The sequence below is a fragment of the Streptomyces sp. NPDC056479 genome (assembly GCF_042795335.1).
GTDB lineage: Bacteria > Actinomycetota > Actinomycetes > Streptomycetales > Streptomycetaceae > Streptomyces.
In genome coordinates this window covers 630,506-645,889 of sequence record NZ_JBHTRZ010000003.1, presented here as the reverse complement: position 1 = coordinate 645,889, position 15,384 = coordinate 630,506, and the positions used below count along the sequence as shown (strand labels likewise).

The 15,384-nt window shown below is 72.2% G+C and carries 13 protein-coding genes; 5 read left to right on the top strand and 8 right to left on the bottom strand.

All coding sequences use genetic code 11. The features are described 5' to 3' along the window. Positions 1–23: 23 nt before the first annotated feature. Positions 24–1,442, bottom strand: a complete 1,419-nt coding sequence (locus tag ACFQ6S_RS14380; RefSeq protein ID WP_383408024.1) for a hypothetical protein — start codon at positions 1,440–1,442, stop codon at positions 24–26. A gap of 156 nt (positions 1,443–1,598) precedes the next feature. On the opposite strand from ACFQ6S_RS14380, the gene ACFQ6S_RS14375 reads away from it, so the two are divergent. After that, positions 1,599–2,381: an isocitrate lyase/phosphoenolpyruvate mutase family protein gene (locus ACFQ6S_RS14375; protein ID WP_383408021.1), complete on the top strand. Its 783-nt coding sequence runs from the start codon at positions 1,599–1,601 to the stop codon at positions 2,379–2,381. A 73-nt stretch (positions 2,382–2,454) separates the two neighbouring features. Further along, positions 2,455–2,880 (top strand): NUDIX hydrolase, encoded by a 426-nt coding sequence (locus tag ACFQ6S_RS14370; RefSeq protein ID WP_383408018.1) that lies wholly within the window; start codon positions 2,455–2,457, stop codon positions 2,878–2,880. On the opposite strand, the gene ACFQ6S_RS14365 is transcribed toward ACFQ6S_RS14370, so the two are convergent. The 5 genes from ACFQ6S_RS14365 to ACFQ6S_RS14345 all read right to left on the bottom strand — a co-directional run bounded on the left by ACFQ6S_RS14365 (position 2,867) and on the right by ACFQ6S_RS14345 (position 7,333). Further along, positions 2,867–3,598: a hypothetical protein gene (locus ACFQ6S_RS14365; RefSeq protein ID WP_383408015.1), complete on the bottom strand. Its 732-nt coding sequence runs from the start codon at positions 3,596–3,598 to the stop codon at positions 2,867–2,869. The genes ACFQ6S_RS14370 and ACFQ6S_RS14365 overlap by 14 nt on opposite strands. A gap of 42 nt (positions 3,599–3,640) precedes the next feature. Beyond that, on the bottom strand, positions 3,641–5,068 hold the full coding sequence (locus tag ACFQ6S_RS14360) for a hypothetical protein (protein ID WP_383408012.1): 1,428 nt from the start codon (positions 5,066–5,068) through the stop codon (positions 3,641–3,643). 61 nt (positions 5,069–5,129) lie between these two features. Continuing rightward, positions 5,130–5,732 carry a TetR-like C-terminal domain-containing protein gene (locus tag ACFQ6S_RS14355; protein WP_383408009.1) on the bottom strand — a complete coding sequence of 201 codons (603 nt, stop codon included), beginning with the start codon at positions 5,730–5,732 and terminating at the stop codon, positions 5,130–5,132. A 48-nt stretch (positions 5,733–5,780) separates the two neighbouring features. Then, on the bottom strand, positions 5,781–6,473 hold the full coding sequence (locus tag ACFQ6S_RS14350) for a response regulator (protein ID WP_383408006.1): 693 nt from the start codon (positions 6,471–6,473) through the stop codon (positions 5,781–5,783). Further along, a complete protein-coding gene (locus ACFQ6S_RS14345) occupies positions 6,470–7,333 on the bottom strand; it encodes a sensor histidine kinase (RefSeq protein WP_383408003.1) in 864 nt (287 codons plus the stop codon). Before ACFQ6S_RS14345 ends, ACFQ6S_RS14350 begins: the two co-directional genes overlap by 4 nt. A 139-nt stretch (positions 7,334–7,472) precedes the next feature. Here ACFQ6S_RS14345 and ACFQ6S_RS14340 point away from each other — a divergent pair, with 139 nt between their 5' ends. Both ACFQ6S_RS14340 and ACFQ6S_RS14335 read left to right on the top strand, forming a co-directional pair. Further along, positions 7,473–8,180: an ABC transporter ATP-binding protein gene (locus tag ACFQ6S_RS14340; protein ID WP_383408000.1), complete on the top strand. Its 708-nt coding sequence runs from the start codon at positions 7,473–7,475 to the stop codon at positions 8,178–8,180. Beyond that, positions 8,177–10,492, top strand: coding sequence for an FtsX-like permease family protein (locus ACFQ6S_RS14335; protein WP_383407997.1), 2,316 nt, complete (start codon positions 8,177–8,179; stop codon positions 10,490–10,492). Before ACFQ6S_RS14340 ends, ACFQ6S_RS14335 begins: the two co-directional genes overlap by 4 nt. A 10-nt stretch (positions 10,493–10,502) precedes the next feature. On the opposite strand, the gene ACFQ6S_RS14330 is transcribed toward ACFQ6S_RS14335, so the two are convergent. Both ACFQ6S_RS14330 and ACFQ6S_RS14325 read right to left on the bottom strand, forming a co-directional pair. Next, positions 10,503–12,044 carry a hypothetical protein gene (locus ACFQ6S_RS14330; RefSeq protein ID WP_383407994.1) on the bottom strand — a complete coding sequence of 514 codons (1,542 nt, stop codon included), beginning with the start codon at positions 12,042–12,044 and terminating at the stop codon, positions 10,503–10,505. Between the two features lie 18 nt (positions 12,045–12,062). Further along, positions 12,063–13,382, bottom strand: a complete 1,320-nt coding sequence (locus tag ACFQ6S_RS14325) for a jacalin-like lectin (RefSeq protein ID WP_383407991.1) — start codon at positions 13,380–13,382, stop codon at positions 12,063–12,065. Positions 13,383–13,639: 257 nt separating this feature from the next. Between ACFQ6S_RS14325 and ACFQ6S_RS14320 the strand changes: the two genes are divergently transcribed. Continuing rightward, a complete protein-coding gene (locus ACFQ6S_RS14320; protein ID WP_383407988.1) occupies positions 13,640–15,367 on the top strand; it encodes a PHP domain-containing protein in 1,728 nt (575 codons plus the stop codon). Positions 15,368–15,384: the final 17 nt, after the last annotated feature.

Here is a 15,384-nt window from a genome sequence, read left to right as displayed (position 1 = left end):
GTGGTTGTACGTCCCGTACGCCGTCAGGGCGTCAGCCGAGCGATCCTCAGCGTCGTCGTGGTCGGGGACGCGCCCGTGAGCGGAGTTGTGTACGACGGGGTGCCGGGCACGGACGCCCAGGCCAGGGTGCCGTCCTTCTGGACCGCGATGTCGCCGGTGATGCGGGTGCTCACGACCTTCGTGGCGCTCTGGAACTTGCCGTTCCAGTCGATGAGGCGGAAGTTCGTGCCCGTGAAGGTGCCGGTGCAGGTGCCGTTCTTGCACTTGGCGTTCGTCAGGGACTCCCAGGACAGCAGCAGCCGGTCCTTGCCGTAGGGGGCGAGGCGGACGTTGACGTGTTCCGTGCCGTTGCCGGCGGAGAGGCGGATCGCCTTGCCGGGCGCGGAGTTGCGGTTCCTGAGGAAGGCGACGGCCACCTGGTGGGTGCTGGTCCTCGGGGTGACGGTCCAGCCGCGGCCGGACGCGTCGGCCGGGTTCTTCTTCGCCGACGCGGCGCCGCGTGAGGCGAAGGCGGTGGCGTAGCGGCCCGTCGACGACTTGACGAGGTCGCCGGTACGGCCCGCGAACGTGCCGCCGCAGTAGCCCGCCCAGCACTGCTCACGCTGGACGACCGGTGCGTTGTCGGGCGCACCGATTCCCGTCGACACGAACAGGCCCGAGCGCCAGTCGTCGAAGCAGAGGGAGGTGAAGGACCCGGTCGGCTCGGCGTGCAGGGCGATGCCCTCGTTGTGGCTGCAACCCCAGCCCCAACCACCGCTCAGCTTGCCGCCCTTGGCGCTCACGTACGACAGCTTGTCGCCGAAGTGTCCGTCGGCGAAGCCGCCCGCGCCGTGCACGACGAAGTAGGCCCCGTACTTGGTGCCGTTCCAGCTGAGCTGCCCGTCAAGGGTCGGGGACGTGTCGTGGGAGGACGTGCCGGTCAGCTTTGTGCGGAAGGTCTGCCTGCCGTTCGTGTAGCGGATCAGCGCGGCCGCCGTCTCCTTCCACTTGTTGGTGTCCGCGACCCGGGTCAGCAGTGCGAAGCCGTCGTTGTGCGCGACGAGGCCGCCGACCTCCTTGGCGCCCTTGACGACGGTGTCCGCGCCCGAGCGCTTGCCCCCGCCGGTCAGCGGGGTGACATGGATGCCGTCGGAGGCGGGCCAGGCCACGCGCAGGGTGCCGTTCGGGGCCACCGCGGTCGCCGTGCGCGTCCACTCGCGGGTGTTGTTGTAGCCGGCGGACAGGTAGGGGAACTTGGCCGACAGGGTGACCGCGCTGGTCGTGGGGGTGAGGTTCGGTGCGGTGGACGGGGCCGCGCCCGCGCTGGCGTACCACGCGCCGACCAGCGCCGCCGTGGCGGCGAGGCCCGCGATGACGGGCCTGCGGGCGGCGCGGACCCGGCGGTGGCCGCCCGTGCCCGCGGCGGAGGAAGAGCGCCTCGACGTGCGTCTTGCGGAAGTCATGTCCCCCGGTCGCCGCCCTGGGATGGGAAGGTTGCCGGAGACAGGGGAGTGTGCGCTGGATCACTTCGGTCCGGACCGAAGCGACCCGGGCCTAGCCTTCCTCGTGGGACGGATACCGCCCGGAGGACCGTCACCCGACGCCGTAGGGAGACTGCCGTGACCACCGCCTTCGCCGAACTCCACCACGGCGACGAGCCGCTCCTCCTGCCCAACGCCTGGGACCACGCCTCCGCACGGGCCCTGGCCGCCGAGGGCTTCCCCGCGATCGGCACGACCAGCCTCGGTGTCGCGGCGGCCGTCGGCCTGCCCGACGGGGCCTCGGAAACCCGCGACGAGACCCTTCGCCTCGCCCTCGCCCTCGGCTCGGGACCGTACCTCCTCTCGATCGACGCGGAGGACGGCTACAGCGACGACCCGGAAGAGGTGGGTGAGTTCGCCCAGCAGCTCGCGGCCGTCGGAGCCGTCGGCATCAATCTGGAGGACCGGATCGGGTCACCGGCGCTGCACGCCGCGAAGATCGCCGCCGTCAAGGCCGCGGCGCCGGGCCTCTTCGTCAACGCCCGCACCGACACGTACTGGCTGGGCGGCGCGGAGGCGGACACCCTGGACCGGCTCGACGTCTACCAACGGGCGGGCGCCGACGGCGTGTTCGTGCCGGGGCTCACCGAACCCCGGGACATCGCCGCCCTGGTGAAGCACCTCGATGTCCCCCTCAACATCCTCTACACCCCGGCCGGCCCCACCCTCCCCCACCTCGCCGACCTCGGTGTCCGCCGCGTCAGCCTCGGCTCACTGCTCTACCGGCGGGCGCTGGGCGCGGCACTGGAGACGGTCGGGGAGATCCGGGCGGGACGGACGCCGGGCGGGGCCGCCCCGTCGTACGGCGAGGTGGACGCGCTCAGCCGGGGGAGCGACGCGACTCACAGCGACGGGGCATAGGTTCCTGTTAGCCTTGACTCTTTCCCGGGTATCAGACTCTTTGGACTCATCACCGGCGAGGGACCGAGGAACCATGGCCATGGACATCCCCGGCGACAGGCGACTGGCTGCCGCCGTCGTGATGGACGACAGTCAGCGGGTGCTTCTGGTGCGCCGCAGCGAGAAGGAGCGGTTCCTGCCCCGGGTGTGGGGCGTTCCCTGCGGAAAGCTCGAGCCCGGTGAGAGTCCCGAGGACGGTGCCCTGCGCGAGCTGAAGGAGGAGACCGGGCTGCTCGGCGAGATCGTGCGCAAGGTCGGTGAGTCCTCCTTCCTCAGCGACTACCGCGGGCACGAGATCAAGAACTGGCAGGAGAACTTCCTGGTCAGGCCGTTGACCGGGGCGATCACCCTGCCCGAGCCCGATCAGGACTCCGCCTGGCTCGCGTGGGCCGAGCTGACCACCGTCGACATCGACGAGTACAACCTCGACATCGTCCGGCAGGCCTTCACAGAGTTCTGAGCCGCTCCGCCAGCTTCCGCAGCGCCTGCAGATACTCCTCCACCGTCAAGGGCACCTTCGCCACCGCGCCCGGATGCGGGCCCGCCGCCGTGAACACATCGGTGTGGCGGCGCCGTTCGGCACCCGTCTCCAGGAACAGCGTCACCGTCGGCTCATCCGTGTCGCACCAGGCCCGGTGCAGGGTGTGCGCGGGCAGGGCGTAGGAGCTGCCCGCCGCGTACTGCCCCACATGCGTCAGCCGCAGCCGCGCCGGACCGGCCGGTTTCAGCACCCAGTCGGCCGAGCGCTCGGCCAGCGACTCGGCGTAGCGCGCCGCCGCGATACCGTCGCCGCCCGTCTCGGCGACCTCGTACAGCTCCATGGCCAGCCTGCCCTGGACGACATAGGAGGCCAGCGGCGAACGGTGGTTGTGGATGTCCTCCTCGCCGATCGCGCTCGCGCCCGGATGCCACACATGCGCGCGTAGCATCCGGCGCGGGCCGCCGTCGATCAGCAGCAGTTTGTCGAAGCCGAGGACATGCCGGTACGACAGCCGCGCACACGCCTCGGGATCCCCTTCGCCCGACGCGAGTTCGCAGACCAGCTCCAACAGCCGCTCGGGGGTGCCCAGTTCGGTGACGGCCGAGCGGGCCGCGTTCACCAGCTGGTGCTCGGGCGGTTCACCGTCCAGCGATCCGGCCAGCAGCCGCCGTGCCGCCAGGACCTGCCGACCGCCCATGCACTCCACTCATCCTCCAACGCCCGCTCGCCACCGCCGGCTTCAGCCACCCGGCTGGTACATCCATACGGCATGCGCGCGCAGTGCCGAAAGACCTTGATAGGTCATCCACATGGGCCGCCGCAGCTCGGTGCTCTCGCCCCGCCCCCACAGCCAGATGCCGTCCGTCTGCCCCGCCCACACCGCGGCGACGGCCCCCTCCAGCCGTACCCGCAGCTCGTCCTCAAGACCCTCCGCGCGAGCGATCTCCAGGGCGCCCGGTGAGAGCAGGGCACGGGCCAGCCAGGAGGCGGTGAAGTGCCGTACGTTCAGCACCTCGTGGCGGGTGGGGTCGTCCGTACGGGGGCGGCGCACCTCCTCGTGGAGGTTCACCAGGTCCGGGCAGGTGTCGTGCGGGGCGTCCGGGCAGGACAGCAGCCAGCGGATGCCGTCCTCGCGGGCGGCACGGGCGCGTGCGGCGCGCGCGTCGCCCTCCTCGCCCAGGACCCGGGCGGCCCGGTCCAGGGCGACGACCGCCTGCGCGGTGTGCAGCGGGGACGGCCTGCCGTACGGCGGCTGGAGGCGATAGCCCCAGCAGCGCACATGGTCGCGGCGCGGGTCGCTGATCGCGCCGTCCGCGAGGGCCTCGCGCAGCACGGGCAGGATCTCGGAGCGAGGCGCGGCACGCAGCAGCCCGCGCAGCACCGTCGTCACGACATGGGTGGACTCCCGCCCGGCGCGGTCGAGTTGACGGGTGAACCCGTCGGTGCACCGGTCCACCTCGGCCGTCAGCCGCTCGGCGGACGCGCCCGCCCGGGCCAGCGCCCCCAGCACCAGCGCGGTGACCTCGGGACGGGCCTCGGACCCCTGCGAGCGCGCCGACCAGCCGCCGTCCGGCAGGCGCAGCCGCCACAGCGTGTCCACCAGCTCGCCGGTGCTCAGTCTCCCCTCGGGCACGCCGAGGTCGAGCATGATGTGCAGGCCGTACGCGGTGCCGACGGGAGTGGGCCGGGACGGGGTGTCCTCGCCGAGGGAGTGCGGCCAGCCGGTCAGCCGCCCGCGCTCCGGGTCGGAGACGACGGACACCTGGTCCACGAGGGCGTCGTAGGCGGAGGCGAAGACCCCGGGGAGCGGCCCGGGTGCTCCGGGAGCGATGGCGGCCGGCCCGACGGGGGCGACCCGCCCGCGGTCGGGGCCCGCCGCTGTCCGGGCCCGCAGCAGCGCCGCCGCGAGCCAGGCCGCGACGAAGGTGCCGAGCCCGCTGACACCGGAGATCACATACCGGGCGGCGGAGCCGTCGAGGGAGTCGGGCAGCACACTGAACAGGAACTGGAACACGCCGTATCCGGCGGCCGCCGCGCCCAGGCCGCCGAGCCAGCCGACGAAGCGCGCCGGGGGCGAGGTGGCCGGGGGTTCCCCGTCGGGAGCGGGAGGTGCGGGACCGGGCCGACGGGGCCTCAAGGGGCCGCGTCCGAGCTGCTGTTGGGACAAGACGCGCTCCCTCCCCCGTGGTCGCGGCGTGTGACCTCCGCGAAGTTCCCAGTCTAAGTGGTCAGGGTGACAACTGGGGCGGTCGCCCGTCGTGCTCCTTGCGTGGCCAGTTGGCGAGGGCCACGTGCAGGGCGTCGACAGCGCGCTCCCAGGACTCGCGCACATCACGGGGGGCGCCGAAGGCACCGGTGGACTCCAGGGCGCAGTAGCCGTGGAAGGTGCTGCGCAGCAGGCGGACGGCGTCGGTGAGGTCGGGTTCGTCGAGGCCGTAGGCGCGGAGCATGCCGTAGGTGATCTCGGCGGTGCGGCGCATGGCGGGGGAGTCGGCGACGAGGGCCTGGTCGATCTGGATCTGGGTCGCCGCGTACCGTCCCGGGTGCCGCAGGGCGTACTCCCGGTAGGCGTCCGCGAAGGCGGCTAGCGCGTCCTTGCCGGCCCGTCCCGCCACGGCCGCGGCGATCCGGTCGATCATCTCGCCACCGGCCAGCAGGGCGACCCGTGTCCGCAGGTCCTGAAGGTTCTTCACATGCGAGTACAGGCTCGCGTCCTTCACCCCGAAGCGCCGTGCCAGCGCGGACAGGCTCACGTTCTCGAACCCCACCTCGTCGGCGAGCTCGGCGGCGGCCGCGGCGAGCCGGTCGGCGGTGAGTCCTGCGCGGGCCATGGCGGTGTGTCCTCCGACTACGGAAACCTAGGGCATCTAGGCACGATGCTAGTGCTCACCCGCTCGGCCCGGCCGGACCAACCCCGTCTCATACGCCAGTACGACGGCCTGGGCGCGGTCGCGCAGGGACAGCTTGGCGAAGATACGGGCCACATGGGACTTCACCGTGGCCTCGCTCAGGGTGAGCCGGACCGCGAGTTCCGTGTTGGACAGACCTCGTCCCAGCAGGCTCAGGACCTCCAGTTCGCGAGGGGTGAGGGGGGTCAGGTCGGCCGGGACGGTGGCGGCGTGGACCTCGGGGTCGGTGGCGAAGCGCTCCACCAGACGTCGGGTGATGGAGGGGGCGAGCAGGGCGTCGCCCGTGCTGACCAGCCGTACCGCCGCCGCCAGATGCTCGGGGGTGACGTCCTTGAGGAGGAATCCGCTCGCCCCGATCGACAGGGCCGTGTAGACGTAGCGGTCCAGGTCGAACGTCGTCAGCATCAGCACCTGGCAGTGCGGGGCGTGCCGGAGGATGCGACGGGTGGCGTCCAGGCCGTCCAGGTTCGGCATGCGGATGTCCATCAGCACGACGTCCGGGTCGAGTTCGCGGGCCATCGTCACCGCCTCCACGCCGTCCGCGGCCTCGCCGACCACCTCGATGCCGCGCACGGTCAGGATCAGCCGGAAGCCGGTACGGATCAGCGTCTGGTCGTCGACGATGAGGACGCGGGGCGCCGGTTCGGGCACCGGTGTCGTCATGGCCGGTCCAGAGGGATGCGGGCCCGGACGCGGTACCCACCGCCGAGCCGCCGTCGGGCGTCGAGGTCGCCGCCGTACACCGCGACCCGCTCCCGCAGCCCCAGCAGGCCACGGCCGGTTCCTTCCCCGTACCGCACGACCGGGCGCGGCTGCTGCGGTGCCCCGCCGGTCAGCACGCTCGGCCCGGTGCTCAGCACCTCCACCCGCAGCGCGTGGTCCGCGTACCGCACCGTGACCTCGGCCTTTCCTCCGTCGCCGTGCCTGAGCGCGTTCGTCAGCGCCTCCTGCACGATGCGGTACGCCGTCACGGCGATCCCCTGCGGGAGGGGGCGGGGTTCGCCCGAGATCCGGACCTCGACGGGCAGTCCCGCGAAGGAGACACGGTCGACGAGTTGGCCGAGCCGGTCCAGGCCGGGCTGCGGGGCGAGGTCGGCGGCGGTGGTGTCGTGCGCGTCCCGGCCCTCGTCCGTGTCGTCGTCCTCGCCGCTGGGTGACGGTGCCAGCAGCCCGAGCAGATGCCGTAGATCCGTCATCGCGCCCCGCCCCGCGTCCTCCACCGCGCGCAGCGCCGCCGCGGCCTCGTCCGGCATCGTGCCCAGCACCTCGCGGGCGGCGCCGGCCTGGACGACCATGAGGCTGACGTTGTGGCTGACGATGTCGTGCAACTCGCGGGCGATACGGTCCCGTTCGGCCGTGACCGCCGCGCGGGCCGCGCTCTCCCGCTCCCGCTCCAGCAGCCAGCCGCGCTCTCCGACGGCCTGCCGCCAGCGGCGCCGCGTCCGCAGCAGCGCGACGGTCAGCACGAGCACGGCCGCACCCGCCACCGCCGCGGTGACCCAGTCCGGTTCCCAGTCCCCCATGGGGTTCACCCTGGCAGACGATCACCGCGCACGCATCGGCCCGGAGATGCAGGCCCTGCATCCGGAGGATGAGGGGCCCGGCGATGTGCCATCCGGGGAGGGATGTCCGGGCGCGGGCCCGCCTCGTAGCGTCGTGTCCATGAGCGGTGAAGACAGCAGGGGAGAGACCGTCGTTCGGCTCGACGGCGTGCGCAAGGAGTACGGCGAGACGACGGCGCTGGCCGGGGTGTCGCTGGAGATCCGGGCGGGGGAGGCGGTCGCGGTGATGGGTCCCTCGGGGTGCGGGAAGTCCACGCTCCTCAACATGATCGCCGGTCTCGACCGGCCGACCGGCGGCACGGTCGTCGTGCACGGGGAGAACGTGGGGGAGCTGAGCGAGAAGGGGCTCGCCCTGTACCGGCGGCGCCGGATCGGCATGATCTTCCAGTTCTTCAATCTGATCGACGACCTGTCGGCCCTCGACAATGTCGCGCTGGCCGCGCAGTTGACCGGAACCCCGGCCCGGCAGGCCCGCCGCCGCGCCCTGGAGCTCTTCGACGAACTCGGCATCGCCGACCGGCGAGGCGCCTATCCCGCTGTCCTGAGCGGCGGGGAACGCCAACGCGTCGCCGTGGCACGGGCGTTGATGAACCGCCCCGCCCTGCTGCTGGCCGACGAGCCGACCGGGGCCCTGGACAGCCGCTCCGGGGAGCAGGTGATGGATCTGCTGCTCGACCTCAACCAGATCGGCCAGACGCTGATCCTGGTCACCCACGACGAGCATCTCGCCCGCCGCTGCGCCAGCCGGTTGATCGAGTGCGCCGACGGCCGGGTGACCGGCGAGCACGCCCTGGAGCCGTCCGCATGAGGGCCGTGTGGCGCGCCGCCCGTGCGGCGGTACGGCGGCGCAGACTCCAGACCCTCGTCATCGCGCTGGTCACCCTGACGTCCACGGTGGCCATGGTGGTGGCACTCGGGCTGCTCGACGCGGCCTCCGCTCCCTTCGACAAGGCCTTCGGCAAGCAGCGCGGCCCTCATGTGGTCGCCGTGTTCGACCCGGAGAGGGTCTCCGACGCACGGCTCGCCCAGGCCGCCCGGCGGCCCGGCCTCGAGGCCGCCGCGGGCCCCTACGCGCAGGCCACGGTCGAACTGCCGGACGGCAGCATGGGCTTCGGCCTCGGCAGCGAGATCACGGTCGTCGGACGCGCCGACCCCGACGCCCCCGTGGACCGGCTCGACCTGTGGGCGGGCCGCTGGGCCACCCGGCCCGGCGAGGTCGTACTGAACCGGCAGTCCGACTGGACCCCGGACGACCTCGGCAAGCGGCTGCCGATGCCCTCGGGTGGTCCGGCCCTCACCGTCGTCGGGTTCGCCTTCGACCTGAGCCGGACGGCGGACGCCTGGGTCGCTCCCGAGCAGATCGACGCGCTGCGTCCGACGGCCACCCAGATGCTGCTCCGTTTCCCGGACGCGTCCTCGGACGACCGGCTGCGCGCACAGCTGGGCGCCGTCACCGAAGGGCTGCCGGCGGACGCGCTCATCGCCTCCCGGACGTATCTCACCCTCAAGCACCAGGTGAGCAGCTCGGCACGGGCGTACACCCCGTATCTGATGGCCTTCGGCATCCTCGGGATCGCGGTCGCGGTGCTCATCATCGCCAACGTGGTCAGCGGCGCGGTGATCTCCGGGTTCCGGCACATCGGCGTGCTCAAGGCGCTCGGCTTCACCCCGGGGCAGGTGGTCGCCGTCTACCTCCTGATGATCTCCGTGCCGGCGGTGGCCGGGTGCGTGCTCGGGACGGTCCTCGGCAACACGCTGGCGAGCTTCTTCTTCGAGTTCGTGTTCTCGGGGCCCGACGCGGGGGTGTTCCACGGCAGCGTCTCCGTCTCCGCCTGGGTGAACGCGGCCACCCTGCTCGGCATGCCCGCCGTATGTCTCCTCGCCGCTCTGGCCCCGGCACTGCGCGCGCACCGCATGTCGGCGGCACGGGCGATCAGCGCGGGCAGCGCCCCACGCGCCGGACGGGCCCTGAGCATCCAGCGTCGCCTGGCCGGCAGCCGGCTGCCGCGCTCGGTGAGCCTGGGCGTCGGCCTGCCCTTCGCCCGGCCCGGACGCAGTGCGCTGACGCTGGCCGCGGTGGTCCTGGGCGTGACCACGGTGACGTTCGCGACGGGGCTCGCGACGACGATGGACCGGTTCGGGAACGCGGGGCGCGACGCCTATCAAGTGACCGTGTACGCCTCCAACTTCAAGAACGGCAAGGAGATCCGCCCGAAGCACGGCGACGCCGAACTCCAGTCGCTGCTCGGCGGGTTGCCCGGCGCCACCGGAATCACCGCCAGGGCCCCCGCCGACGTACGCCTCGCGGGCAGCGCGCATCCGGTGATCCTCGAAGGACGCCGCGGCGACCGGCTCGCACTGGACGGGGTGCTCACCGGCGGCCGGTGGATGCGCGCGAGCGGCGAGATCGTGGCCGGGTCGGCCTTCCTGCGTCAGAACGGCGTACGCGTCGGCGACCGGGTCGGTCTGGAGAAGGGCGGTCGGACCGAACGGGTTCTGGTCGTGGGGGAGGTCATGGAGAGCAACGCGCGGTTGGTGGTCTCCGACTGGCCGACACTGGTGGCGCTGGCCCCGGACGAGAAGCCCATCGCCTATCACGTCAGGCTCCGGGACGGCACCAACCCGGCCGCCTACGCCCGCGCCGCGCGGGCCGCCGACCCCGGGATCAGTCCGGATGTGCGCGGCTCCAACTCCGTCACGCAGACCGTCGTCGGCTCCGCAACCGCCCTCACCGTCATGCTCGCCGTGGTCGCCTCCCTGGGCGTCTTCAACACGGTCGTCCTCAACACCCGTGACCGCAGGCGGGACTTGGGCATGCTGAAGTCGATCGGCATGACACCGAGGCAGGTCACGGTGATGTCGGTGACGTCGATGGCGGTGCTCGGCGCGATCGGCTCGCTGCTCGGCATCCCGCTGGGCGTGGCCGGCTATGAGCTGGTGGTTCCCCGGATGGCGGACGCGGTGGACATCGCCCTGCCCTCCTACATGACGGACGTCTGGCGGGCCCCCGCCCTGACCGGGCTCGCCTTCGCGGGGCTGCTGATCGCGGTGCTGGGGGCGTATGTGCCGGCGCGCAGGGCCGGGCGGCTGACGATCGGGGAGGTACTGCGCAGCGAGTGAGACGGCGGCGTCAGCAGCGTCGGCCGTCGGCCACCACCAGCTCCACGTCCTCGGCCCGCACCCGCAGGGCGTGGCGCTCGGTGTCGTCGCCCCGGGACGGAGAGGGGTCCCAGAGCCAGACCGTGTCGCCGCTCGGCTGGAAGGACAGGACCGGGTGGCCGGTCGGGACCGGTCCGTTGACCACGGGTGTCCCGTCGCCCAGGGGCCGGACGCAGACGAGTTCGGCCCGCAGGCCGAAGTAGCCGGGCGGCCGGTGGCCCGCGCCGGCCGCCTCCATCGCGCGATCGGCGGCCTTCTCCACGTCGTCGAGCGCGATCTGCACCACGGTCAGGACGGCGATCAGCCCCGTCAGAACCAGCGAGAGGCGGAAGAATCCGCTCACGGGAGCCTGCACATTGAAGTGCCGGGCCCAGCCGGCCACCGCGATGAGCCCCAGGACGAACAGCACGGCCACGGCCAGGGGGCGGAAGGCCACGAGGTACTGCCAGTAGAAGCCGACATGCACCGCGTCGGCCGGGATCCCGAACATGTCCTCCAGATAGACGGCGTGCAGGAACGCCCCGACCCACGGCATGACGAACGGCAGCGGCGCGGCGAGGACGGGCAGGAACCACTGCACGTTGCGGCTGAACCAGGACGCGCTCAGCGCGTACCACAGCCCGAAAGCCGTGAGTCCGAGGCCGAGGGTCATACCCAGCCCGGCGAGCAGCCCGGACAGCCCCGTGTCCTCGGAGCGCCCCCACATCCACCCGGCGAACGTCCCGCTGCCGGTCAGGATCAGGCCGCAGCCCAGCCGGACGAGCTTCGGACGGGGTGCGTTCGAGGTCATCCACACGCCCGTCGGCCACGAGATGGCCGCGGGGACGAGCAGCGCGGTGAAGCGCCACGCGGAGCCGAACGCCCCGAGGGCGCTGCCGCTCGCGACGCAGACCAGCACGATGGCACCGATCACCGCTGCCCGGCCGGCATCTCGACGCCACTGCGTGGACCCTGCCTCGGGCCGGGGCCCGATCGCCCGGCGTATGTCGTGCGCGTCGGGGTCGAACGGCGGGCCGCCGATGTTGCGTGCCCCCAACTCCGCGAGCGCCCGTTCGCGTTGCTCGTCGGAGTACTCGCCGCGCAGCTGGAGCGTGTGGCGTACGTCCAGGCCGCCGACGGCCGCCCAGTGCTCGGCCAGCCACCGCAGGACGGGTCCCGCGTCGTCCGGCACCTTGCGGTGCACGTGGTAGATCGTCTGCGTCTCACCGGACTTGGGCGGGATCAGCTTGCTCTCGCGCACCCACAGGTCGAGCTTGCGCCGCTTGGCGAGCGTGGTGAGCTGCTCGACGGCCGTCGCCCTCGCCGTCCAACGGGAACCATGGACGGGGATCTCGACGATCAGTCCGGCGTACCCGTCGTCGACGGTGACCGAGTCGCCGTCCCGCGCGGGTCGTACTCCCCATCCCTGAGCGTCGAACACCCCGCTCGCCAGCTCCAGTTCGTCCTGGTCGTCGCGGACCTCGACGACCAGGCGAACCCTGCGGTTGTACGGTCCCTGCGGCTCCGGTGTCACCAGGGGAGTTTCGCACCGTCAGCCGATCGGCGCGTACAGCACCCCCAGCTTGTCGATCTCGTCGCCGGAGCGCCCGGTGAACCCGACGATCTGCCACCCGGACGGTGCCGTGAAGGTCTTCGTGTCCGACGTCGCCGTACCGGCGGACAGCGTGCGGCCCCTGTCCGTGGTGAAGGCCGCCGAGAAGATCCGCGTACGCCCGTCCTTCTGGCCCTGCGTCAGCTTTGCGGTGGTGAGGTGCTCGCCGGAGGCGAGGGTCAGGGAGGTCGTCGTGCCGCCCGTGCCGCCGTGGGTGAGGGCCGTACCGCCGTCGTGGGCCAGGGACACCGCGTCCAGGCGGGAGCCGCCGCGCAGGGTCAGGGTGCGGGGCGACGGGGTGGCCGGGAGGTTGTCGGCGTCATTGAAGGCCGTGCCGTGCGGGCCGCCGAAGAAGTCGCTCGCCTTCAGCGACGAGTTGAGGGTGTAGGAGAAGTCGACCGTGTGCGGGAAGTGGTCGGAGAGGTGCTCGCCGTCCTCGCGCAGGAACTTCGCCCAGTCGTTGTTGTAGCGGGTGGCGTTCAGGCTCAGCAGCTCGCTGCCCCGGTACAGGACCTTGTCCACGACCTCGCAGTCGTCGGCCGGGGCCGTCGCGTCGCACAGCAGGGCGTCACTGCCCGCCGCCGGGGGCGTGCCGCCCTTGACCAGCCGCACCCAGGCGTCCGTGAGGCCGTTCTCGTCGACCAGCGTGCGGATGTTGTCGCCGGTGCGGGTGTAGCGGGTGTTGGTGTCGCCCATGACGATCACCGCGTTGCCGGACGAGTTGGCCTGGATGAAGTCCGACAGCTGCTCGACGTTGGCGCGCCGGGCGGCGAGCGCCGCGTCGTCGGAGTCGGCGTTGGTGTGGACGTTGTAGAGGTCCACGAACACGCCCTCGGCGAGCCGCACCCGGGACAGCGTGAAGCCTTTCGGTGTCAGGCAGTTGGTGCCGGTGCAGTCGTTCCACCGCACCCGCTCGAAGTCCTCGAAGGGGTGGTCCGAGAGGGTGTTGAGGCCGTCGCCGAAGGCCGCTCCACCGCTGGTCGCCGTGCGGTAGGGGTGGGTGTCGTTGGCGTACAGCGAGGCGTGGTAGTTGAAGTCCTCCTGGACGTTGGCGATGTCGTAGGGGGCCAGCCGCTGTCCGATGAGCGGGGTGTTGGTCTCGGGATCGCTGTCGCCGAGGCCGAGGGGGAGGCCCGCGATGTTGTACGTCAGGACGTTGAAGGAGCCGGAGGTGGCGGCCGTCGCGGGCGTGGCCGCGGTGGCGGTGAGGCCGGTCAGGGCGAGCGCGGCCGCTGCGAGCGTGCCGATCAGTCTTCTCATGGTGGGGGCGTCTCCGGTCGGTGACGAAGAAGATGAACGTTGAAAGGTGAGCGCTGCTCAGGTTCGGTGTCAACCAGGCCGACGTACAAGGGTCGTTGGGGAAACTGTGAGAGACGGGGCGTTCCGCCGTGTCGGTGGCACCCGGCGGCCACACGTCGCTTGTTCAATGTTCATGTTTCGCCTTGATCCTCCACAGGCGGCGCAACAGCGCCGTAGAAGGCAGCCGCTGGGAGCCAGCGGCATCCCAGGAGGCGTTCATGGGACACGGGCACACGCACGGCCATCACCATCACCACGGACACGACCACGACCACTCGCACGACGCGGCCGCCGCGCTGCCCGCCGCCTTCGACCCCGCCGTGCCCGACGAGGCGCTGTCCCCCGAGCAGCAGTCGCGCCGCACGCTGCTGCGCCGGGCGGGCCTGCTGGGCGCGGGTCTGGCCGCCGCGAGCGTCGTCGCCCCGGCCGCGGCCGCCGCCGCGACGCCCGCGTCCGCCGCCTCCTCCGCCCCGGCCTCCGGCGGCCGCCGGTCGAACGGCTTCCTGTGGCTGTCCGGTGACCACCACATCCACACCCAGTACAGCAGCGACGGCAAGTACCGCGTCGTCGACCAGGTCCGCCAGGGCGCCAGGCACGGCATGGACTGGCTGGTCATCACCGACCACGGCAGCACGACCCACGCCAAGATCGGCGTCGACAAGGTCAACCCGGACATCAAGGCGGCCCGGGCGGCCTACGAGGACACCCTCGTCTTCCAGGGCCTGGAGTGGAACATCCCGGGCGCCGAGCACGGCACCGTCTTCGTGCACCCCGGCAGCAACGAGGTCTCCGTCCTCAAGCAGTTCGAGACCGACTACGACGGCAGCGTCAAGGGTGCCTCCGACTCGACGCCCGCCAACGAGGCCCTCGCCGTCGCCGGCCTGAACTTCCTCGCCGAGCAGGTCGAGCGGCGCAAGGTCAAGGACGCGCTGATGCTCGCCAACCACCCGGCGCGGCGCGGTGTCGACTCCCCGCACGAGATCCGCGGCTGGCGCGACGCGAGCCCCAAGCGGCAGATCGCCATCGGCTTCGAGGGCGCCCCCGGCCACCAGGCCGCCGGCCTGCCCGCGCCCATGGGCCCCGGCCGCGCCCGCGGCATCTACGACAACAACCCCAGCGCCAACTCCTTCGCCGGCTACCCGCTGGAGAGCTACCGCACCTGGGGCGGCTTCGACTGGATGACGGCGACCGTCGGCGGTCTGTGGGACAGCCTCCTCGCCGAGGGCAAGCCGTGGTGGATCACCGCCAACTCCGACTCCCACCAGGTCTACGCCGACACCGCCGCGCGCGGCGGCGGCAACTTCGACGCCAACGGCCGCTACGACGACCCGGTCTACGGCGGCCAGATCGACATCGCCCAGGGCGACTACTGGCCCGGCCAGTACAGCCGTACCCACGTCGGCTCCGACGGTTTCTCCTACGCCGCCGTCATGGAGGGCATCCGCGCCGGCCGCATCTGGGTCGACCACGGCCAGCTGCTCAGCGCCCTCGACGTCCGCGTGAGCGGCGGCCACCGCTGGGCCACGCTCGGCGGCGCGCTGCACGTCCGCAAGGGCACCAACGTCACGCTGACGGTCGACGTGGCGATGGCCGGCGGCGCCAACTGGGCCGGGTTCGTGCCGAAGCTGGCCCGCGTCGACGTCATCCAGGGCGATGTGACCGGCCCGGTCGCGGACAAGGACACCTTCACCGCACCGACGGCCAAGGTGGTCAAGTCCTACGAGGTGAACAAGTTGTCCGGCACGGTCCGCCTCACCTACGACCTCGGCAAGGTCGACCGCCCCGTGTACGTCCGCGTGCGCGGCACCGACGGAAACCGCAACGCGGTCGGCCCGATGGGCGCCGCGGTCGACCCGGCCGGCCCCGCCATCGACGTCGTCGGCGACGCCGACCCGTGGCGCGACCTGTGGTTCTACTCCAACCCGGTGTGGGTCCTGCCCTCGTGACACCGTACGTTCTGACT

Coding starts and splice junctions, on each gene's coding strand:
- ACFQ6S_RS14380 (WP_383408024.1), bottom strand. CDS start 1,442: ATGACTTCCGCAAGACGCACGTCGAGGCGCTCTTCCTCCGCCGCGGGC.
- ACFQ6S_RS14340 (WP_383408000.1), top strand. CDS start 7,473: ATGAGCGGTGAAGACAGCAGGGGAGAGACCGTCGTTCGGCTCGACGGC.
- ACFQ6S_RS14325 (WP_383407991.1), bottom strand. CDS start 13,382: ATGAGAAGACTGATCGGCACGCTCGCAGCGGCCGCGCTCGCCCTGACC.
- ACFQ6S_RS14345 (WP_383408003.1), bottom strand. CDS start 7,333: ATGGGGGACTGGGAACCGGACTGGGTCACCGCGGCGGTGGCGGGTGCG.
- ACFQ6S_RS14365 (WP_383408015.1), bottom strand. CDS start 3,598: ATGGGCGGTCGGCAGGTCCTGGCGGCACGGCGGCTGCTGGCCGGATCG.
- ACFQ6S_RS14355 (WP_383408009.1), bottom strand. CDS start 5,732: ATGGCCCGCGCAGGACTCACCGCCGACCGGCTCGCCGCGGCCGCCGCC.
- ACFQ6S_RS14350 (WP_383408006.1), bottom strand. CDS start 6,473: ATGACGACACCGGTGCCCGAACCGGCGCCCCGCGTCCTCATCGTCGAC.
- ACFQ6S_RS14335 (WP_383407997.1), top strand. CDS start 8,177: ATGAGGGCCGTGTGGCGCGCCGCCCGTGCGGCGGTACGGCGGCGCAGA.
- ACFQ6S_RS14320 (WP_383407988.1), top strand. CDS start 13,640: ATGGGACACGGGCACACGCACGGCCATCACCATCACCACGGACACGAC.
- ACFQ6S_RS14370 (WP_383408018.1), top strand. CDS start 2,455: ATGGCCATGGACATCCCCGGCGACAGGCGACTGGCTGCCGCCGTCGTG.